Source organism: Actinomycetospora sp. CA-101289 (assembly GCF_050955895.1).
Taxonomy (GTDB): domain Bacteria; phylum Actinomycetota; class Actinomycetes; order Mycobacteriales; family Pseudonocardiaceae; genus Actinomycetospora.
In genome coordinates this window covers 5219133-5243892 of sequence record NZ_CP192093.1, presented here as the reverse complement: position 1 = coordinate 5243892, position 24760 = coordinate 5219133, and the positions used below count along the sequence as shown (strand labels likewise).

General features: G+C 75.1%; 20 protein-coding genes and 1 pseudogene. 12 read left to right on the top strand and 9 right to left on the bottom strand.

Features of this window, described 5'->3' with window-relative positions; translation table 11 throughout:
• Positions 1-86: 86 nt before the first annotated feature.
• A complete protein-coding gene (locus tag ACQPX6_RS26100; protein WP_433783585.1) occupies positions 87-578 on the bottom strand; it encodes a GNAT family N-acetyltransferase in 492 nt (163 codons plus the stop codon).
• 48 nt (positions 579-626) lie between these two features.
• Between ACQPX6_RS26100 and ACQPX6_RS26095 the strand changes: the two genes are divergently transcribed.
• The gene (locus ACQPX6_RS26095; RefSeq protein WP_433783583.1) at positions 627-1202 is read left to right on the top strand and encodes a TetR family transcriptional regulator; all 576 of its coding nucleotides are present in this window, start codon (positions 627-629) and stop codon (positions 1200-1202) included.
• A gap of 104 nt (positions 1203-1306) precedes the next feature.
• Here ACQPX6_RS26095 and ACQPX6_RS26090 read toward each other — a convergent pair whose 3' ends face one another.
• The gene (locus ACQPX6_RS26090) at positions 1307-2470 is read right to left on the bottom strand and encodes an MFS transporter (protein WP_433783581.1); all 1164 of its coding nucleotides are present in this window, start codon (positions 2468-2470) and stop codon (positions 1307-1309) included.
• A 221-nt stretch (positions 2471-2691) separates the two neighbouring features.
• Between ACQPX6_RS26090 and cofG the strand changes: the two are divergent.
• From cofG to yhjD, 4 genes and pseudogenes are all read left to right on the top strand, one after another.
• A pseudogene (cofG, locus tag ACQPX6_RS26085) lies at positions 2692-3900 on the top strand (7,8-didemethyl-8-hydroxy-5-deazariboflavin synthase CofG); the annotation flags it as partial.
• Between the two features lie 26 nt (positions 3901-3926).
• The gene (locus ACQPX6_RS26080; RefSeq protein WP_433783580.1) at positions 3927-5063 is read left to right on the top strand and encodes an FO synthase; all 1137 of its coding nucleotides are present in this window, start codon (positions 3927-3929) and stop codon (positions 5061-5063) included.
• Complete coding sequence (locus ACQPX6_RS26075) at positions 5060-6511, top strand: flavin-containing monooxygenase (protein ID WP_433783579.1); 1452 nt, start codon at positions 5060-5062, stop codon at positions 6509-6511. The genes ACQPX6_RS26080 and ACQPX6_RS26075 overlap by 4 nt, the downstream gene beginning before the upstream one ends.
• A gap of 84 nt (positions 6512-6595) precedes the next feature.
• The gene (yhjD, locus tag ACQPX6_RS26070) at positions 6596-7651 is read left to right on the top strand and encodes an inner membrane protein YhjD (RefSeq protein WP_433783578.1); all 1056 of its coding nucleotides are present in this window, start codon (positions 6596-6598) and stop codon (positions 7649-7651) included.
• Between the two features lie 3 nt (positions 7652-7654).
• Here yhjD and ACQPX6_RS26065 read toward each other — a convergent pair whose 3' ends face one another.
• Positions 7655-9016 (bottom strand): PucR family transcriptional regulator, encoded by a 1362-nt coding sequence (locus ACQPX6_RS26065; protein WP_433783576.1) that lies wholly within the window; start codon positions 9014-9016, stop codon positions 7655-7657.
• Between the two features lie 209 nt (positions 9017-9225).
• On the opposite strand from ACQPX6_RS26065, the gene ACQPX6_RS26060 reads away from it, so the two are divergent.
• Positions 9226-10167 carry an alpha/beta hydrolase gene (locus ACQPX6_RS26060; RefSeq protein WP_433783575.1) on the top strand — a complete coding sequence of 314 codons (942 nt, stop codon included), beginning with the start codon at positions 9226-9228 and terminating at the stop codon, positions 10165-10167.
• A gap of 14 nt (positions 10168-10181) precedes the next feature.
• On the top strand, positions 10182-11702 hold the full coding sequence (locus ACQPX6_RS26055) for a flavin-containing monooxygenase (RefSeq protein WP_433783573.1): 1521 nt from the start codon (positions 10182-10184) through the stop codon (positions 11700-11702).
• A gap of 1 nt (position 11703) precedes the next feature.
• Here the strand turns inward: ACQPX6_RS26055 and ACQPX6_RS26050 are convergent, their stop codons facing one another.
• From ACQPX6_RS26050 to ACQPX6_RS26035, 4 genes are all read right to left on the bottom strand, one after another.
• Positions 11704-13152, bottom strand: coding sequence for an AMP-binding protein (locus tag ACQPX6_RS26050; protein WP_433783572.1), 1449 nt, complete (start codon positions 13150-13152; stop codon positions 11704-11706).
• Positions 13153-13188: 36 nt separating this feature from the next.
• Positions 13189-14406, bottom strand: a complete 1218-nt coding sequence (locus tag ACQPX6_RS26045) for a D-alanyl-D-alanine carboxypeptidase family protein (protein WP_433783571.1) — start codon at positions 14404-14406, stop codon at positions 13189-13191.
• A 110-nt stretch (positions 14407-14516) separates the two neighbouring features.
• Positions 14517-15566, bottom strand: a complete 1050-nt coding sequence (locus ACQPX6_RS26040) for a PA containing protein (protein ID WP_433783570.1) — start codon at positions 15564-15566, stop codon at positions 14517-14519.
• A gap of 151 nt (positions 15567-15717) precedes the next feature.
• The gene (locus tag ACQPX6_RS26035; RefSeq protein WP_433783569.1) at positions 15718-17079 is read right to left on the bottom strand and encodes a primosomal protein; all 1362 of its coding nucleotides are present in this window, start codon (positions 17077-17079) and stop codon (positions 15718-15720) included.
• Positions 17080-17177: 98 nt separating this feature from the next.
• Here ACQPX6_RS26035 and ACQPX6_RS26030 point away from each other — a divergent pair, with 98 nt between their 5' ends.
• Together ACQPX6_RS26030 and upp are read left to right on the top strand one after the other, a co-directional pair.
• Entirely contained in the window at positions 17178-18119 is a 942-nt protein-coding gene (locus tag ACQPX6_RS26030) for a haloalkane dehalogenase (protein WP_433783567.1), read from the top strand.
• A gap of 25 nt (positions 18120-18144) precedes the next feature.
• Positions 18145-18774: a uracil phosphoribosyltransferase gene (gene upp, locus ACQPX6_RS26025; RefSeq protein WP_433783566.1), complete on the top strand. Its 630-nt coding sequence runs from the start codon at positions 18145-18147 to the stop codon at positions 18772-18774.
• A gap of 2 nt (positions 18775-18776) precedes the next feature.
• Here the strand turns inward: upp and ACQPX6_RS26020 are convergent, their stop codons facing one another.
• Both ACQPX6_RS26020 and ACQPX6_RS26015 read right to left on the bottom strand, forming a co-directional pair.
• The gene (locus ACQPX6_RS26020; RefSeq protein WP_433783564.1) at positions 18777-19499 is read right to left on the bottom strand and encodes an alpha/beta hydrolase; all 723 of its coding nucleotides are present in this window, start codon (positions 19497-19499) and stop codon (positions 18777-18779) included.
• 131 nt (positions 19500-19630) lie between these two features.
• Positions 19631-20188, bottom strand: coding sequence for a cysteine hydrolase (locus ACQPX6_RS26015; protein WP_433783562.1), 558 nt, complete (start codon positions 20186-20188; stop codon positions 19631-19633).
• Between the two features lie 39 nt (positions 20189-20227).
• Here ACQPX6_RS26015 and metG point away from each other — a divergent pair, with 39 nt between their 5' ends.
• The 3 genes from metG (at position 20228) to ACQPX6_RS26000 (ending at position 24738) form a co-directional block, all read left to right on the top strand.
• Complete coding sequence (gene metG, locus ACQPX6_RS26010) at positions 20228-22021, top strand: methionine--tRNA ligase (RefSeq protein WP_433783560.1); 1794 nt, start codon at positions 20228-20230, stop codon at positions 22019-22021.
• Between the two features lie 46 nt (positions 22022-22067).
• Positions 22068-22898, top strand: coding sequence for a TatD family hydrolase (locus ACQPX6_RS26005; RefSeq protein ID WP_433783559.1), 831 nt, complete (start codon positions 22068-22070; stop codon positions 22896-22898).
• 319 nt (positions 22899-23217) lie between these two features.
• The gene (locus ACQPX6_RS26000) at positions 23218-24738 is read left to right on the top strand and encodes a transglycosylase family protein (RefSeq protein ID WP_433783558.1); all 1521 of its coding nucleotides are present in this window, start codon (positions 23218-23220) and stop codon (positions 24736-24738) included.
• Positions 24739-24760: the final 22 nt, after the last annotated feature.

Here is a 24760-nt window from a genome sequence, read left to right as displayed (position 1 = left end):
GTATCAGAGCAGGACCAGGCGATAGCGTCAAGGACTTGTCAGTGAAGTGGCGTCGCTGACGTTGAACGTCCGGAAATCGCCGTCGATCACCGGAGGGCGGCGAGGTCGAGCGCGTAGGACTGGCCGTGGAGCTCGTCGCCGAACTCCGTGTGCCGCTCCTCGCCGGTGAGCACGAAGCCGGCCTCGAGGTAGAGGTGCCGTGCCGCGGCGAGGGGCTCGTTCGTCCAGAGCACGAGCCGGTCGTGCCCCGCGGCCCGGGCGGCGTCGACGCAGCACGCGACGAGCCGGCGGCCCACGCCGTGCCCGCGGGCGGCGGGATCGAGCAGCAGCAGGCGCAGGCGCGCGGTGCGCTCGTCCTGCCAGACGTACAGGACGCTGCCCACGCGGACGCCGTCGAGCTCGGCGATCCAGCCCGCGTCGCGGCCCTGGCGCCGGGCGGCGGCGTGGTCGGCGACGATCCGCGCGGTCACCTCCTCGACGTCCCACCCGTACTCCGCGGCGTAGCGCTCGCCGTGGGCCATGAGCACCCACCCCAGGTCCCCGGGGCGGTCCATGGCCCGGATCGTCACCTCGCCCATCACGCCCTCCTCGCTGAAACAACTGTTTCAGTGAAGCACACTGACGGGGTGACGAGCACGGCTCCCGACGGCGGATCGGCGCGGCAGCAGGAGCTGCTCGAGGCGGCGTACGCCTGGGTCCTCGAGCACGGGTGGGCGGGGATGTCGCTGCGCCCGCTCGCCGAGGCGATCGGGTCGAGCCCGCGAGTGCTGCTGTTCCTGTTCGGCAGCAAGGACGGGCTGGTGCGCGCGCTGCTCGCCCGCAGCCGCGCCGACCAGCTCGCCGTGCTCGACGACCTGCGCGCCGACGGCCCCGCCGGCCTGGCCGTGGTCGGCGAGCGCATCTGGGCGTGGCTCGCCGGCCCGGGGCACCGCGCGCTGCTGCGGCTGTGGCTCGAGGCCTACACGCGCTCGATCGGCGACCCCGGCGACGGGCCGTGGGCGGGGTTCGCAGCGCGCACGGTGGCGGACTGGGACACGCTGCTCGCCCACCACCAGCCGCCCGCGCGCCGCGACGCGCCCGAGGGCGTCGCCGAGCGGGCATTGCTGCTCGCGGTGCTGCGCGGGGCGCTGCTGGACCTCCTGGCCACCGGCGACACCGCCCGCGTCGACGCCGCCGTCGCCGCCCACCTCGTCACGCTCTGACGGCAACCTGGTGGACGAGCCGTGCCAGCGTGGCGTCCACGCTGGCGTTCAACGTCAGGAAAGCCCCCTCGATCACCACGCCGGCCAGCACGGCGCGTGACCCCTCAGACCGCCAGCCCGACGAGCGCCGCGAGCACCGTCCCCAGTCCGAGCACCAGGAACATCGTCGGGAACCCGCCCACGAGTGCGGCGACGGCGACGCCGCCCGCCGGCGCGAGCGCCACCGCCAGGGTCACCGGCGCCGAGAACACCCCGTTGATCCGCCCGAAGGCCCGCGTGCCCCAGCGGTCGGCGACGGTCGAGGCCTGCAGCAGCGTGTGCAGCCCGCGACCGGCCCCCGCGACGACCGCGAACGCGACGAGCAGCGGCGCCGGCCCCGGCACGAGGGCGAGCGCCACGACCCCGGCGCTGCCGAGCAGCAGCACGACCGCGACCCGGACCTGCGGCGTCGACGCCCGCACCAGCGGGACGAAGGTCAGCCGTCCGAGCACCTGCCCCGCCCCGGTCAGGCCGAGCGCCAGGGCCGCGAGGCCGAGGTCGAGGCCCCGCCCGACGAGCAGCGGGATGAGGTTGATCGTCGTCGCGTAGAGCCCGAAGGCGCCGACGGTCAGGACGACGGTGACGAGGACGAAGCGGGGACTGCGCAGCACTCCGCGGGCGTGGTCGGCGTCGGCGCCGTCCGACGCCGCCGTGCGGTCCTGGCGGCGCCACGGCGGCGTCAGGAGCAGCGCGTGCAGGGGGATCGTGATCACCGCGAGCACGCCCGCGAGGACGAGGAACGTCCCGCGCCAGCCCAGCGGGCCGAGCAGGGCGGCGGTGAGCGGGGCGAACACGGTGCTGGAGAACCCGGCGACGAGCGTCAGCGTGGTCAGGGCGCGGACGCGCTCGTCGCCGTACCAGCCGGTGAGCGCCGCGAACGCCGGCGGGTAGAACGTCGCCGCCTGCCCGAGGCCCGCCAGCGCCCAGGCCGCGTAGAACAGCGGCAACGACGGGGCCCCGGCGATCGCGAGTGTGGCGAGGACGCCGAGCACCGAGCCCGTGGTCATCACCACTCGCGGGCCGCGGGAGTCGATCACCCGGCCGACGACGATGCCGGCGCCGGCGGAGACGAGCGCGCCGACGGAGAACGCGCCGGTGGCCGCACCGACCGACCACCCGGTGTCCGCGCTGATCGCGCCCACGAGCACGGGGAACGCGTAGTACAGGACGCCCCAGCTGACGATCTCGGTGACGCACAGGGCGGCGAGCGCGCGGGTCCGGGCGTCCACGCGGTCACCCTGGACCACGGCGCGCCGTCGCGGTGATCGTGGGGGCTTTGCTGGCGTTGGGCGCCAGCGTGGCCCCCACGCTGGCACACCCCCGCGCGCACTCGTGGGCGCCCGCACGCCTCGCGGCGTACGTTCGGTGCGTGGCCGATCTCCCCGATCCCGCGCTGCCGCCGCGCGCGCTGGTCGAGCTGCCCGAGCCCCCGGAGCCGTCGCCCGCCGCCGTGCGCGCCGCCCTGGACCGGGCCGCCGACGGCGCGCTGGCCGGCGACGCCGAGGGATTGCTCGACGACGCCACCGCCCTGCTAGCTGCCCGGGGCGAGGACCTCGACACCCTGCTCGCGCTGGCCGCCGCGCGCCGCGACGCGCACCTCGCCGGCGAGGGCCGCCCCGGCCTGGTCACCTACAGCCCCAAGGTGTTCGTGCCCCTGACCCGGCTGTGCCGCGACCGGTGCCACTACTGCACGTTCGCCACCGTCCCCGGGCGCCTGCCCAGCGCCTACCTCACCCGCGACGAGGTGCTCGCGATCGCCCGCGAGGGCGCCGAGCAAGGCTGCACCGAGGTGCTGTTCACCCTCGGCGACCGCCCCGAGGCGCGCTGGGCCGCCGCCCGCGACTGGCTCGCCGCCCACGACCTCGGCACCACGCTCGACCACGTCCACGCCAGCGCGGCGGCCGTCCTCGCCGAGACCGGGCTCCTGCCCCACCTCAACCCCGGCGTCATGGACCTCGTCGAGCTCCAGCGCCTGCGCGCCGTCTCGCCGTCGATGGGGATGATGCTCGAGACGACCGCGACGCGGCTGTGGTCCCGGCCCGGCGGGGCGCACTACGGCTCGCCGGACAAGGAGCCCGCCCTGCGGCGCCGGGTGATCGACGACGCCGGGCGGGCGCGCGTGCCCTTCACCACCGGGATCCTCGTCGGCATCGGCGAGCACCGGGCCGAGCGCGCGCAGTCGCTGCTCGAGCTGGCCGCGTCCGCGCGGCGCGGCGGGCACGTGCAGGAGGTCATCGTCCAGAACTTCCGCGCCAAGCCCGACACGGCGATGCGCGGGGAGCCCGACGCCGAGTTCGACGCGTTCGTCGCCGCCGTCGCCGTCGCGCGCCTGATCATGCCACTCGGTGTCAGCATCCAGGCGCCGCCGAACCTCGCGGGCGAGCTCGACGACAGCGCGAGCGCCGCCCAGGACCAGGCGCTGCTGCTGCGCGCCGGCATCGACGACTGGGGCGGCGTCTCCCCGGTGACCCCCGACCACGTCAACCCCGAGCGCCCCTGGCCCGGGCTCGACGCGCTGCGGACCGTCACCGCCGGGGCCGGGTTCACCCTCACCCCGAGGTTGACGATCTACCCGCGCTACGTGCAGGACCCGAACCGCTGGCTGCACCCCGACCTCGTCGACCCCGTGATCGCGCTGGCCGACCCGCGCGGGCTGGCCCGGGTGCGCCAGCCGGCGGGCGTCTGATGACGGACCTGCACGCCCACCTCGCCCGCGCCGAGACCGACCCCGCCGGCCTCGCGGACGACGCCTACACCGCGCTGCTCGGCGCCGACGGGCCGGAGCTCGACGCCCTGTGCGCGCTGGCCGACGCCGTGCGCCGCGACGCCGTCGGCGACCAGCTGACCTTCGTCGCCAACCGCAACCTCGACACGCCGGTCGCCGCTGACCCCGAACGCGCCGACATCCTCGTCGACGAGGCCTGGGCGCTCGGCGCCACCGAGATCTGCGTCCAGGGCCCGCTGCCCGCCGACGCCCCGGTCGGCGCGGAGCTGGAGCTCGTCGCGCGGATCACCGGGCGTGCGCCGCTGCACCTGCACGCCTTCCGGCCGGCCGAGGTCGCCGACGCCGCGGCCCGGCTGGGCGTGAGCCCGCGCGAGTTCCTCGCCGCCGCCCGCGACGCCGGGCTCGGCTCGGTGCCGGGCACCGCGGCGCGCATCCTCGACGACGACGTACGGGCGATCATCACCGGCGGCACCGACCTCCCCGCCGCGCGTTGGGTCGAGCTGATCACCACCGCCCACGAGGTCGGCCTGCGCTCGACGGCGACGATGGTCTACGGCCACGTCGAGACCCGGGCCGAGCAGGTCGCACACCTGCGCGCGCTCGCCGCGATCCAGGACCGCACCGGGGGGTTCACCGAGCTCATCGCCATGCCGATCCTGCCCGAGGCGCTGCCGCCCGCGCCGCGAGCGGGGGGATTTCCTGGCGTTGAACGCCAGCGTGGCCCCCACGCTGGCACGGGACGTGCCGAGACCTGGCGGGCCGGGCCCGACGCCCGGGAGACGCGGGCGCTGCACGCCGTCGCCCGATTGTTGCTCCACGGGCGCATCGACCACGTGCAGGCCGCGTGGCCCAAGCTGGGGCCGGAGCTGACGGTCGCCGTCCTGCGCGGCGGTGCCGACGACGCCGGCGGGCTGCTGCTCGACGGCGCCCTCGACCCCGCCGCCGGGGCGGAGGCCGGCCGCCAGCTGACCCTCGGCGACGTCGAGCGCCTCGCCGCCGACCTCGGCCGCACGCCGCGCCAGCGCACCACCGTCTACGGCGATCCGCCGCCCGAGCGCCAGGCGGTGCTGCGCAGGGAGACCGGAGCGCCCGCATGACCGAGGTCGACGTCGCCGTCGTCGGCGCGGGCTTCGCCGGGATCGGGCTGGGCATCCAGCTCGCGCGCCGGCGCCGCGAGTCGTTCGTGCTGCTCGAGCGCGCGCACGGCGTCGGCGGCACCTGGCGCGACAACCGCTATCCCGGCGTCGCCTGCGACGTCCCGTCGCACCTGTACTCGTTCTCGTTCCGCCCCAAGCCCGACTGGTCGCGGGTGTTCGCGCCCGGTCCCGAGATCCACGACTACCTGCGCGACTGCGCCCGCGACGAGGGCCTCGACCCCCACCTGCGTCTCGGCACCGAGATGCAGCACGCCCGCTGGGACGGGCGGCGCTGGCGGATCGCCACGTCGGCGGGCACCGTCCTCGCGCGCGTGCTCGTCGTCGCCGCCGGGCGCCTGTCCGAGCCGCGCATCCCCGACATCCCGGGGCTGTCCGGGTTCGACGGCCCCGTCTTCCACTCCGCGCGCTGGGACGGGTCCGCCGACCTGCGAGGCCGGCGCGTCGGGGTCGTCGGCACCGGGGCGTCGGCCGCCCAGATCGTGCCCGCGCTGGCCGGCACCGCCGCCGAGGTCGTCGTCTTCCAGCGCACCCCGCCCTGGGTCGTCCCGCGCGGCGACCGCGCCTACACCGCGCAGGAGCGCCGCGACTTCGCCCTCGACCCCGGCGCCGAGCGCGCGCTGCGCGAGGAGCTCTTCGACGACGCCGAGCGGGCGGTCGACGCGCGCCGGCGCGTCCGCCCCGACATCGACCGCCTCCGGCAGCGCGCCCTGGACCACCTCGCCGCGCAGGTGCCCGACCCCGTCCTGCGGGCGCGCCTGCGCCCGGACTACGAGATCGGCTGCAAGCGCATCGTCATCTCCGACGACCTCTACCCGGCGCTGGGCCGCGACGACGTCACCCTCGAGCCGAGCGCGCTCGCCCGGGTCGAGAAGTCGACGGCGGTGGCCGCGTCCGGGGCCCACCACCCGCTGGACGCCCTGGTGCTCGCCACCGGCTTCTGGACCACCCGCCTGCCGTTCGCCCAGCGCATCGAGGGCCGCCACGGGCTGCTCGCCGACCGCTGGGCCGGCGGCATGACCGCGCACGCCTCCACCGCGGTGCACGGCTTCCCCAACATGTTCGTGCTCAACGGGCCGAACGCGAGCCTCGGCCACAACTCCGCCGTCTACATGATCGAGACCCAGATCGACCACGTCCTCGGCGCGCTCGACCACCTCGCCGACCGGCCCGGCAGGCTGCTCGAGGTCACCGCCGAGGCCGAGGCGACCTACACCCGCGAGATCGACGCGATGGCCGCGGGCACGGTGTGGCTGCAGGGCGGGTGCCGCAGCTGGTACGTCGACGACGCGAGCGGGCGCCTGACGCTGCTCTGGCCGGGGACCGCGCGGTCGTTCCGCGCGCGCAACGGGACGTTCGACCCCCGCCCCTACGGGCTGACCGGCGCGTGACGCTCCGCCACCCGGGGTAGCTACGAGCCGCGCGGGCCGGGCCGGTCCGCGGGACGTCGGGGGACCGCGGAGGGACGCGCAGCGATGACCAGTGCCAGCACGACCGACACCGGGACGGATGCGGCCGAGCCGACGCAGCTGGAGAAGCTGCGCGCCCGCTACCCGTGGCTCGACCACCTCGTCCGCGCCGCGAGCCGCTACACCGACAAGCACGGTGACCACTACGCCGCGGCCATCACGTTCTTCTCGATCCTGGCCCTCGTGCCGCTGCTCATGGTCGCGTTCGCGGCCGCGGCGTTCGTGCTGGCCAACAACCAGGCGCTGCTCACCGAGATCCAGGACGCCATCACGGCCGCCGTGCCGCCCGGGCTCGGCGACCTGCTCAACTCGGTCATCGACCAGGCCATCGCCCAGCGCAACGCGGTCGGCATCATCGGTCTGCTCGGCGCCCTGTTCTCCGGGCTCGGGTGGATGAGCAACCTGCGCGAGGCCCTGTCCGAGCAGTGGGACCAGCGCGGCGAGCCGCCGTCGGTGGTCAAGCGCTACGGCAGCGACCTGCTCGCCATGATCGGCCTTGGGCTCGCGTTCGGGCTGTCGTTCGCCATCACCGGGATCGGGACGGGGCTCTCGACCACGATCCTGGAGTTCCTGGGCCTCGGCGGGCAGACCTGGGCGCAGTTCCTGTTCTTCCTCGCCGGCCTGGTGGTCACGCTCGCCGCGAACTGGCTGGTGTTCCTCTGGGTGATCGCCCGCCTGCCCCGCGAGCCGGTGACGCTGCGCTCGGCGGTCCGCGCGGCCCTGTTCGCCGCCGTCGGCTTCGTGATCCTCCAGCAGGTCATGACCGTCTACATCTCCAGCGTCACGAACTCGCCCGCCGGCGCGGCGTTCGGGCCGATCATCGGTCTGCTGGTGTTCGCCAACTTCGTCTCGCGGTTCATCCTGTTCGTCACCGCCTGGGCGGCCACGCTCAAGGAGAACGAGCGCGAGGAGCTCCCCGAGCCCGCGCCGGTGATCGTCCGCCCGGCGGTCACCGTGGGCCGCACTCCCGGGCCGCGCGCCACCGCGGGGCTCCTGGGCGCGGGCGCGGTGCTCGGCGTCCTCGGCCTGGGGCTGGGTCGTCGGCGGGCCCGCGAGGAGTAGCCGCTACTCCGTCGCCGGCGCCCGCAGCCAGGCGCACGCGAGCAGGGCCAGCTCGACGTCGAGGCGGTCGTCGCCGTCGCCCACCGGGCGGCCCCGCACCTCGTGGGCCCGGGCCACCCGGTACTTGACGGTGTTGCGGTGCACCTGCAGCCGCCGGGCCGTGGTGGCGAGGCTGCCGCCGGTGCCGAGGAAGGTCCGCAGCGTCTCGCGCAGCCGCGCGGCGCCGGGGTCGGGGTCGGCCAGCGGGCCGAGGACGCGCCGGGCCCACGCCCAGGCGCCCTCGCGGTCCGCGCACAGCAGCGCCACCGCGCCCACCTCGTCGAACAGCGTCACCGGGGGCGGGTCCGCGCCGGCGGCGAGCGCGACCTCGCGGGCCCGGCGGGCCTGGTCGTGCGTGGTCCGGAAGCCCTCGACGCCGTCGGCCGGCGCCCCGGCGGCCACGCGGACCCCGGGGCCGTGGCGCGCGACGACCCCGGCGACCACCTCGTGCGACGGGGCCGTGTCGTCGCGGCACGGCAGCCACGCCCACACGCTGCCCGCGTCCCACGGCACCACCAGCGGCCGGCCCGCGGCCTCCAGCGCGGTGCCGAGGTCGAGGGCCACCCGCTCGAGGACGCCGAACGCGGACTCCGCCGGCGTCGGCTCCAGCCAGACGACGAGCCCGAGGTGCACGGCCGCGAAGCGGTAGCCCAGGGTCGACTCGACGGCGGGCCGGTCGTCGGGGCCGGTGGGGGTGCGCCCGGCGAGCACGTCGCGCACGCGGGCGACGCGCATCGCGTGCCGGCCTCGCCGCTCGCGGTCGCGCTCGGCCTCGTAGGCCGCGACGACGTGCTGGGTCACGTGGTCGACGTAGTCCATGACCACCAGCACGATGCGCTGCGACGCGGCCGCCGCCCCGAACCGGCGCGCGGCCTCGGCGAACGCCCACTCCATGAGGTGCGACTGGCCGACCCGGTACGCCCGGACCAGCGCGTTGACCGGGACCCCGCGCTGCGCCAGCCGCTGCGCGTAGGCGACGGCCGCGGCCGGGGGCTCGACGCCGCGCGGATCCAGGTCGTGGCGCAGGACGTGCAGGATCGTCTCGACGTTGCCCTCGACGCTGGCGCCGAGCAGGTCACGCAGCGCGGGGTCGCCGCGCAGCTCGTCGATGCGCGTCGCGAGCACGTCGCTGATCGACGCGCTGACCTCGCTGCGCCGCGGCGCGAGGGCGTCGGCGACGTCGGCGACGACCCGGCCGGTGTCGGCGGCGGGCTCGCGGGGGGACGGCGGGGTCGGCGCGGACGGAGCGGACGGAGCAGACGGAGCAGACGAGGGCTCGATCGTCACCACCCGCGACCACCACCCGAGCGCCCCGACGGCCCGCACCGGCCCTCTCCGCGACCGTAGCCGCCGCGGAGAGTGTCGACCAGCACACCGACGGCACACGGCCCAACGCCGACGGCGCGCGACGCGACGGGGACCAAAGCGCCGCCGCCGTCTGTGCAGCGGGGACGAGGCGCCGGACGTGTGGCTCGGGTCACGGTGGTGGGCATCACGTATCCCAAGCCCCGTCTCCGACCCCCCAGGAGCCCCCCGTGCCCGTCCACCCCGAGGCCCAGACGCTGCTGCAGGCGCTGGCCGACCAGGGCATGCCGCCCATCGAGTGCATGACCGTGCCGCAGGCGCGCCAGGCGACGGCCGCGTTCGTCGACCTCCAGCCGCCGGCCGAGCACGTCGGCACGGTGTCGAACCGGGCGATCCCCGGCCCGGCCGGCGACATCCCGGCGCGGATCTACACGCCGTCCGGGGAGGGCCCCCGCGGCGTGCTCGTGTACTTCCACGGCGGCGGCTGGGTGATCGGCGACATCGAGACCGTCGACCGGCCGTGCCGCACGTTCGCCAACGCCGCCGACGTCACCGTGGTGTCGATCGACTACCGGCTCGCGCCCGAGCACGTGCAGCCCGCGGCGTTCGACGACTGCTACGCCGCCACCGCCTGGGTGGCCGAGCACGCCGAGGAGCTGGGCGTCGACGCGTCCCGCCTCGCGGTCGGCGGCGACTCGGCCGGCGGGCACCTCGCGGCCGCGGTCAGCCTCGCCGCCCGCGACCGCGGCGGCCCGGCCATCGCGTTCCAGCTGCTGCTCTACCCGGTGGTCGACTTCGACTGGACGAGCCCGTCGATCAACGACAACGGCGAGGGCTACCTGCTCGGGCGGGCCACCATGCAGTGGTTCTGGGCCCACTACCTGGGCGCGACCGACCCGGGCGACGACCCGTACACCTTCCCCCTGCGCGCCCAGGACCTCTCCGGGCTGCCGCCGGCGTTCGTCGCCACCGCCGAGTACGACCCGCTGCGCGACGAGGGCGAGGCCTACGCGCGCAAGCTCGAGGCGGCCGGCACCACCGTCAAGGCCACCCGCTACGACGGCATGATCCACGGCTTCCTCTGGACGCTCGGGGCCACGCCGTCCGGGACCCGCATGGTCGACGACGCCGTCGCCGCCATGCGTCCCGTCCTGACCACCACCACCGCCTGAGCCGAGGAGGACCCGTGACCGTCACCGAGACACGACCCGCCGACGCGACCGAGGGCACCGGGGACGTCGAGCACGTCGACGTGCTCGTCATCGGCGCCGGCGTCTCCGGCATCGACGCCGGACACCACCTGCGCGAGCGCTTCCCCGACAAGACCTTCGCGATCCTCGAGAAGATGCCCGGACGCGGCGGGACGTGGTGGACCCACCGCTTCCCGGGCGCCCGCTCGGACTCGGACCTGTTCACCTACGGCTACGGCCACAAGCCCTGGCGGGGCCCCTCGATCGCCACGTCCGACGAGATCACCAACTACCTCGACGAGGTCATCGAGGAGGACGACCTCAAGGCGACGATCCGCTACCGGCACGAGGTGACCGCGGCGTCCTGGTCGTCGCAGGACCGCCGCTGGACCCTCGACGTGCACCGCGAGGACACCGACGAGACGCTGCAGATGACCTGCGGGTTCCTGTGGATGTGCCAGGGCTACTACAACCACCAGGACCCCCACCGGCCCGACTGGCCCGGGACGGACTCCTACTCGGCCAACGGGGGCGTCATCGTCCACCCGCAGACGTGGCCCGACGACCTCGACTGGGAGGGCAAGCGCGTCGTCGTCATCGGCAGCGGCGCGACCGCGGCCACCGTGGTGCCGGCGATGGCGGAGAAGGCCGCCCACGTGACCATGCTGCAGCGCACGCCGACCTTCGTCGCCGCGGTGCCGAAGACCCACGAGCTGGCGATCCAGCTGCGCGCGCTCGACATCCCGGAGGACTGGACGCACGAGATCCTCCGGCGGGCGTACATCGAGCAGTTCAACGAGCTGACCCGCATGTGCCTGGAGACCCCGGAGGAGGCGCGTCAGTTCCTGCTGGGCGAGATGCGCCCGCTCCTGCCCGAGGGCTACGACGTCGAGAAGCACTTCAACCCGGGCTACCGCCCGTGGCAGCAGCGGATCGCGGTGGTGCCCGACGGCGACATCTTCACCGCCATCAGCGAGGGACGGGCCTCGGTCGTCACCGACACCATCGACACCTTCACCGAGACCGGCATCCGGACCTCGTCCGGCGAGGAGCTCGAGGCCGACATCGTGGTGTCCGCCACCGGGTTCAACCTCAGCGCCCTCGGCGACATCCCGTTTACCGTGGACGGCGAGGCGGTCGACGTCTCGCAGCAGATCACCTGGCGCGGGATCATGATCTCGGGCCTCCCGAACATGGCCTACGTCTTCGGCTACTTCCGGCACAGCTGGACGCTGCGCGCCGACCTCGTCTCCGATCTCGTGTGCCGCCTGATCGCGCACATGGAGGCCCGCGGCGCGGCGCAGGTGACGCCGACACTGCGGCCCGAGGACGCCGACATGGAGATCCGGCCGTGGTCGGACCCGGAGAACTTCAACTCCGGCTACGTCATGCGCAGCCAGCACAAGATGTTCAAGCAGGGCGACCGCGCGCCGTGGACGCACATGCAGGAGTACGCCGAGGAGCGCCACACCCTGCCCGCCGCCGACCTCGACGACGGGACGCTGCAGTACCGGTGATCTACCGGAGCTCCGAGCGGCGCACCTTGCCCGCGTCGTCGCGCAGCGGTCCCTCCGCACGCCGCCAGGCCCGCGGGCGCTTGGCGGGGGACAGCCGCGCGGCGACGTGGGCGTCGAGGTCGGCGTCGCTGACCTCACCCATCGCGTCGTCGGTCTGCACGACGGCGTGGGGCACCGAGCCGTAGTCGTCGTCGGGCGCGGGGACGACCACGGCGGAGACCACGGCCGGGTGCTCGAGGACGGCGGCCTCGACCTCGGCCGGGTACACGTTCTGGCCACCGACCACGATCATGTCCGCGGCCCGGTCGGCCAGGTACAGGTAGCCGTCGGCGTCGAAGTGCCCCATGTCGCCGAGCGACTCCCAGCCGCCGGCCCGGGTGCGGGGCTCGGCGCCGAGGTAGCGGTAGGTCACCCGGCCCGGCTCGGGGCGCAGCCACAGCTCGCCGACCTCGCCCACCGCGCAGGGCCGCTCGCCGTCGAGGGTGCGCACCTCGATCTCCCCGCCCGTCACGCGGCCCACCGAGCCGGGGTGCGCCAGCCACTCCTCGCCGGTGATCGTGGTGCGGGCCTGCGCCTCGGTGCCGGCGTAGCCCTCGAGGACGCGGTCGGGGCCCAGCCAGTCGATCACCGCGCGCTTCACCGCCGGCGGGCACGGCGCGCCGATGTGGAACAGGGTGCGCAGCGCCGGCAGCTCCGGGCGCGGGCCCGGCAACCGCACCATCCGCCCCATCATCGTGGGCACCGCGTAGATCCAGGTCGCGGCATGGGTGGCGGCCAGCTCGAGCGCGCGGGCGGCGTCGAAGCGGCCCATGAGCACGACGTGGTTGCCGGTGAGGAGCGCGAGCAGCGAGAACAGGTACGGCGCGTTGTGGAACAGCGGCGCCGTGCACAGGAACGTCCCGTCCGGCTCGATGCGGTACACCGGCGCGCGGGCCGTGACGGTCTCGAACGTCCCGGCCTCGCCGGCGAGGATGACCTTGGGCCGGCCCGTCGAGCCGCCGGAGGTGGGCGCCTTCCACGCGGGCGGCACCGGCGCGGGCGGCGGCGGGGTGTCCGGGCCGCGGGGCACGTGCCCCAGCGGCAGGACGGTGGTGCCCGGCGGCGCGACCCCCGGGTCGGTGCCCGGCGCCAGCCCCGCCACCACGGGCGGGCGCACGACGTCGAGCACCGCGGCCAGCTCGCCGGGCGCGAGCCGGTGCGACAGGGGCTGGGGCACCGCGCCGAGCTTCCACACCGCGATCGTCAGCGCGTAGTGCTCGGCGACGTTGGGCAGCGCGATCGAGACGAGGTCGCCAGGCGTGACCCCGTGGCTCGCGAGCTCGTGGGCCCACCGGTTGGCGTGGGCCTCGAGCTGCGCGAACGTCCACCTGGAGGTGTCGTCGGTGACCGCGGGGCGGTCGGGGCGGGTCGCCGCGAGGCGGGTGGAGGTCTCGCCGAGGGACTCGGGCACCGCCCGATCATCCCTCCCCGCGGTGCCGCCGGTAGCTCAGCGGCGCGCGGAGCGCAGGGCGACCAGCCCGCCGAGGGCGGCGACGATGGCGACGAGCAGCAGCGGGGTGCCCCACGAGCCCGTGGCGCCGGAGTCGGGGGAGATCGCGCCGGGGTCGGCGGGGTCCTCGGTGTCCTCGGCGGACCCCGCGTCGTCGGCCCCGGGCGCCCGGTCGGTGAGCTCGCCGACGCCGCGGGGGTCGGTGAGCGCGAAGCCGTGGTCGAGCAGCGCGCTCGCCTGCTGGTACATCGGCACCGGGCGCTGCTCGCCGCGCATGAGCACGACCACGAGCCGGCGCCCGTTGCGCTCGGCGGCGCCGATGAAGGTGTGCCGGGCGTCGTCGGTGAAGCCGGTCTTGCCGCCGATGTAGCCCTGGTAGCCGCTGGTCAGCAGCTTGTTGTCGTTGATGACCTCGAACGGCGGGTTCGCCCCGTATCCGGGGAACGGGATCCGCCGGGTGGCGACGGCCTCGGCGAACGGCGGCTCGCGCATCGCGACGCGGAAGATCGAGGCGAGGTCGTAGGCCGACGTCTGCATCCCCGGCCCGTCGAGCCCCGACGGCGTCGCGGCCCGGGTGTCCAGGGCGCCGAGGTCGCGGGCGGTGGTGTTCATGAGGTCGACGGTGGCCGGGACGCTGCCGGTGAGGCGCACGGCCAGCGCGTGGGCGGCGTCGTTGCCCGAGGCCATCATCATCGAGTCGAAGATCTGGCGGACCGTGTACTGCCCGCCGGGCCCGATGCCGACGCGCGTGCCCTCCTGGTCGGCGTCCTCCTGCGTCCCGACGATGGGCTCGTCGAGGGGCAGGCGGCGGGCCACGAGCAGCCCGGTCAGCGTCTTCATCAGCGACGCCGGGCGCAGCCGCGCGTGGGGGTTGCGGGCGGCGAGCACCTCGCCGCTGTCCAGGTCGGCGAGCACGTAGGACACGACGCCCACCGCGGGCGCGGCCGGGGCGCCCTCGCCGACCACGTCCCCGCACGTGCCCATCGCCGCGCCGCCGACCGGCGGGTCGGGGATCGGCAGCGGGGCGGGCTCGCCCTGGCCGGGCTGCGGGGCCTCGGACTCGTCGACCGGCGGCCCGGGCGCGGTGCCGAAGGGGCACGAGGCGTCGGTGGGGAGGGCCGGGCTCGCGGGGCTCGCGGCGGCCAGCCCGGGCAGTGCCGAGAACCCGATCGCGAGCACCGCCGTCACGGTCGCGAGCCGCCGTCGGGTGCGCATCGCGGCGACAGTAGCGCCGGGGTGCGCGGCGGGCGGGAGGTGGGAGCGAAGGTCACCCCGACTGCGTGGGACGCAGCGGAGGTGACCTTCGCTGCGGCACCGCCGCGCGCTCAGCCGTCGGTGGACATGTCCTCGGTCGGCAGCTCGGCGCCGTTGACCTGGCCGTCGCGCACCGCGGACTTCCGGCCGCGGCGGGCGGTCGGGCGCGGCGCGGGCATCGAGCCCGACGAGCCGCCGCCGGGGCCGAGGATGATCTCGGCGAACGTGGCCATGGCCTCGTCGAGGTGGCCGGCGTTGCGGCGCTCGGACTCCTCGTTGGCCTGGCGGACCAGGGCGACGACGGCCTCGTGGTCGGGACGGTTGACCAGCGTGCCGTCGAGGCGGTCGAGCCCGTGCTCCACCGACGTCGACAGGGCGCCGACGCGCTCGCCGAGCCCGGACTCGACGCCGTCGAGGCGCGTGCCGACCTCGTCGAGGCGGGCGGTGATGGCCTCGAGGCGGGTCGAGAGCTCGCCGACCGCCGTCGCGGACTCCGAGCGGGTGGTGCTCGCGTCGCTGCGGGCGGCCTCGCGGGTGCCGGTGATCTCCTCGGACACGCCGCGGGCGAGGTCGTCGAGGCGGTCGCGCAGGGTGGCGTCGACGCTGTCGAGCCGCTCGCGCATCGGGCCGGTGACCGCGGCGGGCAGCCCGTCGAGGCGCATCTCGTGGCGGTCGAGGCGGTTGTCGAGGTCGTCGAGGCGCTTGTGCAGCCCGGAGAGGCGGTCCTCGAGCCCGTCCATGCGCCCGGCGACGCCCTCGAAGCGGCCGGTGACCCCGTCGAGGCGCCCGTCGAGCTGCGCGAACGGGGTGGCGAGACGGTCGGCCACGCGGTCGACGAGACCCTCGACGAGCCGCGCCAGCGAGGAGATCGACGACTCCTGCGAGTCGATCTTCGCGACGGTCTCGTCGAGACGCTCGGCCAGCACGCTCATCTCGGTGCGGTCGGGCACGTCGGAGAGCCGCTTGCGGATCGCGCCGATCCCGTCCAGCGTCGCGAGCCGGCCGTGGATCTCGTCGAGCGAGTCGAAGATCTGCTGCTGCTCGCTGTCCCGGACCTCCGCCGCCCGCACCAGCATGCTGCGCATGCGGTCGAAGGACTGGGTCTGGTTGTTGTCGATCACGCGGGCGCCCACTCTCCTTGCGACGCCGGCCCCGGGGGATGGCCGGTCTCGGCGGGGCCGAAGCGTAAACACCCCTCAGCGCGCCCGACCATCCGGGTGATCGCCCTGCGCCCGGGGGTGCACCACAGGGGCACCAGGGGTGCACCCGGGTTCAGTGGCGGCGCAGCCGCCCCAGGAACCGGTCCTCGAGTGCCCGCCACGCGGCGGCCTCGCGGTCGAACGGCGGGGACGGCGTGAGGCGGGTCGGGTCGGGTCGCACGACGAACGAGACGAGCCAGCCGAGGCTCTCCGACGGCGCGAGGTCCTCGCGGGTGCGCTTCTCCCCGGCCCACGCGGCGGCGTCGGTGATCAGCTCGACGGCGAGCTCGAGCTGCTCGGCGTCGACGACGTCGGGGCCCTCGCCGAGGTCGTCGGCCAGTCCGGCGAGCACGTAGTGGTTCTCCGGCGCGACCTCGATCTCCAGGTCGCCGCCGGTCGCCGCGGACACGACCTCCTCCCAGGTGCTGACCTCGGCGAGGTCGTGGCCGGCCTCGCCCTCGCCGGCGATCCAGCTGCGCAGCGCGCGGGCCGAGCCGAAGACGTCGATCGACCCGTCGGACCCGAGGAACACGGGCTCGTCGTCGAGGTAGCAGCGCAGGGTGATCACGTCGCCGTCGGGCGTGGTGATCGCGATCGGGTCGATGCCGACCTCCTCCCAGAAGCTCTCCTCGGGCTCCTCGGCGGCGTCGACGAGGTCGGTGCGCAGGGAGTCGCCCGTGGTGTCGGTGCGCAGCTCCTCGGGGGCGTCGTCCGGGACGTCCTTCGGGTCGTGGGCGACGGCCGCGGGGTCCTCGGGGTCGCCGTCGGCGTTCTCGGCCGGGGTCGCGGACTCGCCGTCGCCGTCGGCGTCGAGGTCCCCGGCCGGCGTCGGGGTGGCGGTGGCCCGCAGGCGGGCGGCGAGCTCGTCGTCGACCTCGGGCGTAGTGACCATGGCGTCGAGCGCGTCGACCACCTCGTCCCAGCGCTCGTCGACGACCTCGGCCAGCTCCGCCCACAGCGCCTGCCCGTCGCGCCCGGCGAACGCGGCCGGGCCCGCGGACAGGGCGGCGAAGGCGGGCGTCGCGTCGAGCACCTCGTGGACGACCTCGAGGTCGCAGACGTCGGCCAGCGACCGGCACATCGCCGCGACCTCGGCGAGGTCGTCGAGCGTGAACGTGTCGGGGTCGCCGGCGGCCAGCTCCGGGACGCCGACGACGTCGTAGCGCTGCACGTCCTCGGGGGTCAGCTCGTCGACCGAGAGCTTGACGACCACGGGCCACGCGGGGTGGTCGGCGAGGTCGTGCGCCTGGCCCGACTCCTCCGCCCCGGCCACCCAGGCCGCGAGGTCGGCGGCGTCGCCGAAGGCGAACAGCGCGTCGTCGTCGCCGAGGAAGGCCTCCCACTCCTCGCCGTCCTGGCGCCACCGCGGCGCCCACAGCGTGACGAGGTCGCCGGCCGTGAGGGCCAGCGTGATCGGGATGATGTCCTGCGCCATGGGAGAGCGGGCCTCCGCGAGCCGTGGGGTGTGCCTGCGCGGCGCACCCTATGACGGCGGCGGTGACCTGGCCGTACCGGCGTGACACGCTCCGGCCCGTGGACCTCCTGCGCACCCCGGACGACCGCTTCGCCGACCTCCCGGGCTTCGCCCTCGAGCCGCGCTACGTCGAGGTCCCCGACCCCGACGGTGGGGCCGCGATCCGCGTCGCCACCTACACCGCGGGCCCGGACGGCGCCCCGACCGTGCTCCTGCTCCACGGCGAGCCCACGTGGTCGTTCCTCTACAGGCACGTGATCGACACCGTGGTCGACGCGGGCCTGCGGGCCGTCGCGGTCGACATGGTCGGCTTCGGCCGCTCGGACAAGCCCGCGCAGGTCGCCGACCACAGCTACGCCCGCCATGTGACCTGGACGCGCCAGGCGCTCGACGCGCTCGGCGAGCGCGACCTCGTGCTGCTCGGCCAGGACTGGGGCGGGTTGATCGGGCTGCGCCTGGTCGCCGAGGACCCCGACCGCTTCCGCGCCGTCGTGGCCGCGAACACCGGCCTGCCCACCGGGGACCGGGACATGCCCGAGGTCTGGTGGCGGTTCCGGCGTGCGGTGGAGAAGGCCGACCCGCTCGACGTCGGCCGGCTCGTCGCGTCCGGGTGCGCGCGCGGGCTCGCCGACGACGTCCGCGCGGCCTACGACGCGCCGTTCCCCGACGAGACGTACAAGGCCGGGCCGCGGGCGATGCCGCTGCTCGTGCCGACCCGCCCCGACGACCCGGAGAACGGCGCCAACCGCGCCGCGTGGGAGGCGCTCGGGCGCTACGAGCGCCCGTTCCTCGTCGCGTTCGCCGACTCCGACCCGATCACCGCCGACATGGGCCCGATCCTGCAGCGCCACGTCCCCGGCGCCCTCGGCCTGGCGCACCCGGTGATCGCCGACGCCGGGCACTTCCTCCAGGAGGACGCCGGGCCCCGCCTCGGGCAGATCGTCGCCTCGTTCGTCCAGGCCGACCGGCGCCGCACCCCGCCGGGTGGCGAGCCGGGCTGATCGCCGCCCGCTAGCGTCCGGCGGCATGCCGGAGCCGCGCGTCGTGCGCCACCCGCTCGTCGACGTGCGCCTGACCACGCTGCGGGACGTGCGCACCGACCGGGCGACGTTCCGCGCCGCGGTGCGCGAGCTGACCGCGATGGTGGTCTACGAGGCCATGCGGGACGCGCCGACGAGCCCGACCGCGATCACCACGCCGGTGGCCGGGACGACCGGTGCCGTGCTCGCGAAGCCCCCGGTGCTCGTGCCCGTGCTGCGCGCCGGGCTGGGCATGGCCGAGGCCGCGCACGCCCAGGTGCCCGGCGCGGTGATGGGCTTCGTCGGCGTCGCCCGCGACGAGGAGACCCTGCGCCCCACCCCGTACATGGCGTCGCTGCCCGGCGACCTCGCCGGCATCCCCGTGCTCGTCCTCGACCCCATGCTGGCGACCGGCGGGTCGATGGCGCACACCATCGACCTCCTCGCCGAGCGGGGCGCCGACGACGTCACCGCGGTGTGCCTGGTCGCCGCGCCCGAGGGCGTCGCGCGGCTGTCCGAGGCGCACCCGACCGTCCCCGTCGTCGCCGCCGTCGTCGACGAGCGCCTCGACGAGAACGGCTACATCGTCCCGGGCCTCGGGGACGCGGGGGACCGGCAGTTCGGCGCCATGCCCTGACCTCAGAGGAGGTGCCGGGCGAGGAAGGCGTTCGCGGCCTCGCCCGCGAACGCCGGGACGCCCGTGTGCCCGCCCGTGTTGGCGTGCAGCGTCTTCTCCGCGGAGCCGAAGGCGTCGAAGAGATCGAGGGAGCGCTGCCGGTCGTTCCCCTCGTCGTCCCACTGCAGCAGCACGTGCAGCGGGACGGTGACCCGCCGGGCCTCCTCGACCATGGCGCGGGGCACGAAGGATCCGGCGAACAGGACGGCCGCCGCGATCCGCGGCTCGACCAGCGCCAGCCGCAGGCCGATGGCGATGACGCCGCCCGCGTAGCCGGCCGGGCCGCGGACCTCGGGCAGCGGGAGGAGGGCGTCCAGGAGGGCCCGCCATTCCGGCACCGCCTCCTCGACGAGCGGGAGGACGAGGCGGTCGACGGCGTCGTCGACCGGCTCGCCGGCCGCCACCGCCCGCCGCAGGTCGGCGCGGGCCTCGTCGGCGGCGGCGGAGCGGGGCCGGTCGCCGCACCCGGGGAGCTCGAGGGTGGCCGCGGCGAAGCCCGCCGCGAGGGCGCCCCGGGCCCGGCCCACCAGCCGGGGGTACATCGCGCCCAGCCCGCCGGGGTGGCCCAGCAGGATCAGCGGTGCCGGCGCGGACCCGGACGTCCACAGGACGCCGGGGACTCCGTCGAGGGTGAAGTCGCGTTCGCGGACGCCGTCGTCGAGGCGTCGGTCGGAGGTGAAGCGCATGGTCGTGCCTCTCGGGAGTGCCTGGGACGGCGCTCCCGGACGATCTATCGCCCGCTGACCCCGGAGGGGAGCGCCCCTGTCGCTGCGTCCACGGGTGCACCTCCTCGTTCTCTCGCGCGGTCCCGGGGAATCTAGCGCGCCCGGCCCTGCGCGAGGTGCTCCGCGCTCGTCACCACGCGGGCGTGCTGGGGGAAGAGCCCGCCCACCAGGGCGGCGTGCAGGTCGGGGTCAGGATCGTCGACCGCGTCGGACAGCACGGTCAGTGCGAGGTCCTCGTCGGCCGCGGCGCACACCGTCGAGGCGACGACACCGCCGGTCGACACTCCCGTCAGCACCAGCGCGTCGATGCCCAGGCCGCGCAGCACGGGTGCCAGGTCGGACCCGGCGAACGGCCCGGTGCGCCGGCGCGTGACCACGGGCTCGCCCGGGCGCGGCGCCAGGTCGTCGGGCACCGCGACGTCGGGGGAGCCCTCGATCATCCGCCCGCGGAACTGCTGCCCGAACATGCGGTTGGCGGCCGGGACGGGTGGCCCAACGGGCGGGAACGCCACCCGCAGGTGCACCACGGGCCGGCCCGCGTCCCGCGTCGCCGCGAGCACCCCCGCCGCGCGGTCGACCACCCCCGCGGGGTCGTCGAACAGGTCCAGGAACGCCGCCTGGAAGTCCATCACCAGCAGCGCGGATCCCACCCTGGCTCCCCTCGTCGGCCTGTAGGACAGACTGGTGTCATGAGCGTTCCCGTGCTGACCGCCGTGGCGTGGCCCTACGCCAACGGCCCCCGGCACATCGGCCACGTGTCCGGCTTCGGTGTGCCCTCCGACGTCTTCTCGCGCTACCAGCGCATGGTCGGCAACCGGGTGCTCATGGTCTCGGGCACCGACGAGCACGGCACGCCGATCCAGGTGCAGGCCGACGCCGAGGGCACGACGCCGCGCGAGCTCGTCGACAAGTACTCGCGGGTGATCCAGGACGACCTGGTCGGGCTCGGCCTGTCCTACGACCTGTTCACGCGCACGAGCACCGACAACCACCACCGCGTCACGCAGGACCTGTTCACGGCGCTGTGGAACAACGGCTACGTGCGCACCGAGAAGACGCTCGGCGCGATCAGCCCGTCCACCGGCCGCACGCTGCCCGACCGCTACATCGAGGGCACCTGCCCGATCTGCGGCTACCCGAGCGCCCGCGGCGACCAGTGCGACAACTGCGGCAACCAGCTCGACCCGGCCGACCTGATCAACCCGAAGAGCCGGATCAACGGCGAGACCCCGCAGTTCGTCGAGACCGAGCACCTGCTGTTCGACCTGCCGGCGTTCTCGACGTCGCTCGGGTCGTGGCTCGACACCCGGACGCACTGGCGGCCCAACGTCCTGAACTTCAGCAAGCGCCTCGCCGACGACCTCAAGCCCCGGGCGATCAGCCGCGACCTCGACTGGGGCGTGCGCATCCCGCTCGACGGCTGGCACGACCAGCCCATGAAGCGGTTCTACGTCTGGTTCGACGCGGTGATCGGCTACCTGTCGGCGTCGATCGAGTGGGCCCAGCGCACCGGCGACCCGGACGCCTGGAAGCAGTGGTGGTGCGACCCGGACGCGCAGTCCTTCTACTTCATGGGCAAGGACAACATCACCTTCCACTCGGTGATGTGGCCCGCGATCCTGCTCGGGCACAACGGCGAGGGCGACCGCGGCGGCGAGGTCGGGTCGTTCGGCCGGCTGAACCTGCCCACCGAGGTCGTCAGCTCCGAGTTCCTGACGATGAGCGGCTCGAAGTTCTCCACCAGCCGAGGCACCGTCATCTACGTCGGCGACTTCCTGCGCGAGTTCGGCCCCGACGCGCTGCGCTACTTCATCGCCGTGGCGGGCCCGGAGAACCAGGACAGCGACTTCACCTGGGACGAGTTCGTCCGGCGCACCAACTTCGAGCTGGCCAACGAGTGGGGCAACCTCGTCAACCGCTCGGTGTCGCTGGCGTTCAAGAACGTCGGCGCGGTGCCGGAGCCGACGAGCCCGGACCCGGCCGACGAGGCGCTGCTGGCGCAGTCGCGGGCGGCGTTCGACACCGTCGGCGCGCACCTCGCCCGCTCCCGGTTCAAGCAGGCGATCTCCGAGGGCATGCGGATCGTGGGCGAGGCCAACGCCTACCTGTCGCACCAGGAGCCGTGGAAGCGCAAGGACGACCCGGCGCGCCGCGACACGATCCTGCACACCGCCCTGCAGGTGGTGCAGGACGCGAACACCCTGCTCACGCCGTTCCTGCCGCACGCCGCGCAGAAGGTGCACGAGGCCCTCGGCGGCACCGGGGTGTGGGCCGAGCAGCCCCACCGCGAGGACGCGGGCGTCTCGGGCGAGCTCGGCACCAGCCACTCGGTGCTCACCGGCGACTACGCCCACGAGCAGGCGCGGTGGGAGTCGACCCCGATCCCGGTCGGCCGGCCGCTGGCGCGCCCGACCCCGCTCTTCGCCAAGCTCGACCCGTCGCTGGGCGAGACCGGGCCCTCGTGGGCGCCCATCGGTGAGTGAGGACCGCGTCCCGCCGCCCGTCCCCGAGCCCATCGGGGACGGGGTGGTGGACGCACACACCCACCTCGACGCCTGCGGCGCCCGGGAGCCCGAGGTCCTGGCGCAGGTCCTGGACCGGGCGACGTCCGCGGGCGTCACGGCGATGGTCACGACCGCCGACGACCTCGCCTCGGCGCAGTGGGCGGCGTGGGCCGCGGACACCGACCCGCGGGTGTTCGCCGCGGTCGGGCTGCACCCCACGCGCTCGCGGGACCTCACCGACGACGCGCGGGCGACCCTCGAGGCCCTGACGGCGCAGCCGCGCGTGGTCGCGGTGGGCGAGTCGGGGATGGACGACTACTGGACGACCCGACGCGAGGACTGCGCGCCGCTGGACGTGCAGCGCGAGGCGTTCGCGTGGCACATCGACCTCGCCAAGCGCACCGGGCTGCCGCTGGTCATCCACGACCGCGACGCCCACGACGCGATCCTCGACGTCCTGGACGCCGAGGGCGCCCCGCCGGTGACCGTCTTCCACTGCTTCTCCGGGGGCCTCGAGCTGGCCCGGCGCTGCGCCGACGAGGGCTGGTACGCGTCGCTCTCGGGCACGGCGACCTTCCGCAACGCCAACGCCGCCGAGCTGCGGCGAGCGGCACGGTGGATGCCCGCCGAGCTCGTCCTCGTCGAGACCGACGCGCCGTTCCTGACCCCGCACCCGTACCGCGGTCGGCCGAACGAGCCCTACTGCGTCCCCCACACGGTGCGAGACCTGGCGGAGCTGCGTGACGAGCCCGCGGAGCGGTTGGCCGCGGCGAGCACCCAGAACGCCCAGTGGGCCTTCCGGCTGGCCGAACAGCCTCAACCTTCACGCTCCGTGGAACGAGGGAGCACGCAGTGACCACGCTCGTCGTCGCCGGGACGCCGTTCGGCGCAACACGGTCGTGTCGGCTTGATGGTGGCGACACCCAACTCGTTACCGTGCTGTGACTCGCCGGGATGGAGCCACCCCCGAGGCCCGCGTGATGAGGACTTCCCCAGGTCCCCACCACAGGGAGGACGCCAGGACCTCACCGAGGTCCTGACCGACTCCCCAGGGCGCTGCTCCTGCCCGGAGGTACGAACGATGTGGACTCCCCTGTGCCTGTGCGCTCCCTGCTCGCATCGATGTCCTCCTCGTGCTCCCCGCTCGTCGGCCTGCTCGTCGCGGCGGACGCACGATGAGCGCCGACACCGCCACCGCCCGCGGCCGCGCCGGTCACGCCGACACCGGCGACTCCGACACCGCGGGCTTCCCGCTGGTCGAGGGCACGCCCGGCGACGACTGGTACGGCACCGCCTACACCGGTGAGCAGTCGTACGAGTCGGACTACGGCTACGACGCCGCCCACGAGTTCGGGACGGACCGGGGCTACGGCACCGCCTACGGCACGTCCGCGACCGAGGTGCCGGCCTGGTTCGACGACATCACCGGCCCGCTGCCGATCGCGCGCGCCGACGGTGCCTCCGGCGCCATCGCGCTGCCCGACCTCGACGAGTGGAACGACCTCGAGGCGTTCGCCGACGAGCAGGGCGAGGACGACCTCCGCGCCGCCGCGCCGGCCGGGCTCACCGAGCTCGACGACCCCGAGCGCCTCACCACCGACACCCGCCGCCGCTCGAACGCCGTCAAGGGCGGCGTCGCGGTGGCCCTGCTGGCCGTCGCGGCCGGCGGCAGCACGGCGGTGGCGCTCGACAAGGAGGTCACGGTCACGGTCGACGGCGTCGACCAGGTCGTGCACACCTTCTCCGGCGATGTCGCCGGCGCGCTCGAGAGCGGCGACATCGAGCTCGGCCCGGCCGACCAGCTCGCCCCGGGCCCGAACGCCTCGGTCGCCGACGGGGACCACCTCGTCATCAACCGCTCGCGCGACGTCGCCCTCATGGTCGACGGGCGCCCGCAGACGATCACGACGACGGCCCGCACGGTCGCCGACGCGCTCGCCCAGCTCGGCCTGCCGACCGACCAGGTCGTCACCTCGGCGCCGATGGGTGCCGCGATCCCGGTCAACGGGATGAACCTCGACGTCCGCGTGCCCAAGACGGTCACGCTCGTCGACGGCGGCGGCGCCCCGCGCCAGGTCACGACCACGGCCCTGAACGCGCAGGAGCTGCTCGCGCAGAACGGCCTGGCGCTCAGCCCGACCGACACGATCGCCGGCGGCGACACGCTGACCGGCGGGTCGACGATCACCGTCACCCGCAACACGGTCACCCAGGTCACCGAGACCCGCCCGATCGCGCCGCCGATGCGCACGGTCGACGACCCGGACCTCGAGCAGGGCCAGACCCGCGTCGAGCAGGCCGGCACGGCGGGCGAGGAGGTCGTCACCTGGTCGGTCAACGCGACCAACGGCTCGGAGACCGGCCGCACCCAGGTCGGCGAGTCGCAGGTGACCCGCCAGCCCGTCGGCGGCGTCGTCCACCGCGGCACCAAGCCCAAGAACACGGCGCCCTCGGTCGGCCGCGGCAAGTGGGACCGCATCGCCCAGTGCGAGGCGACCGGCAACTGGTCGATCAACTCGGGCAACGGCTACTACGGCGGCCTGCAGTTCGACCGCAGCACCTGGCGCGCCTACGGCGGCGGGCAGTACGCCTCGCTGCCGCACCAGGCCACGCGCGAGGAGCAGATCGCCGTCGCCGAGCGCGTCCGCGCCGACCGCGGTGGCTACGGCGCCTGGCCGGTCTGCGGCCGCAAGTAGACGACCGAGTAGACGACACTGA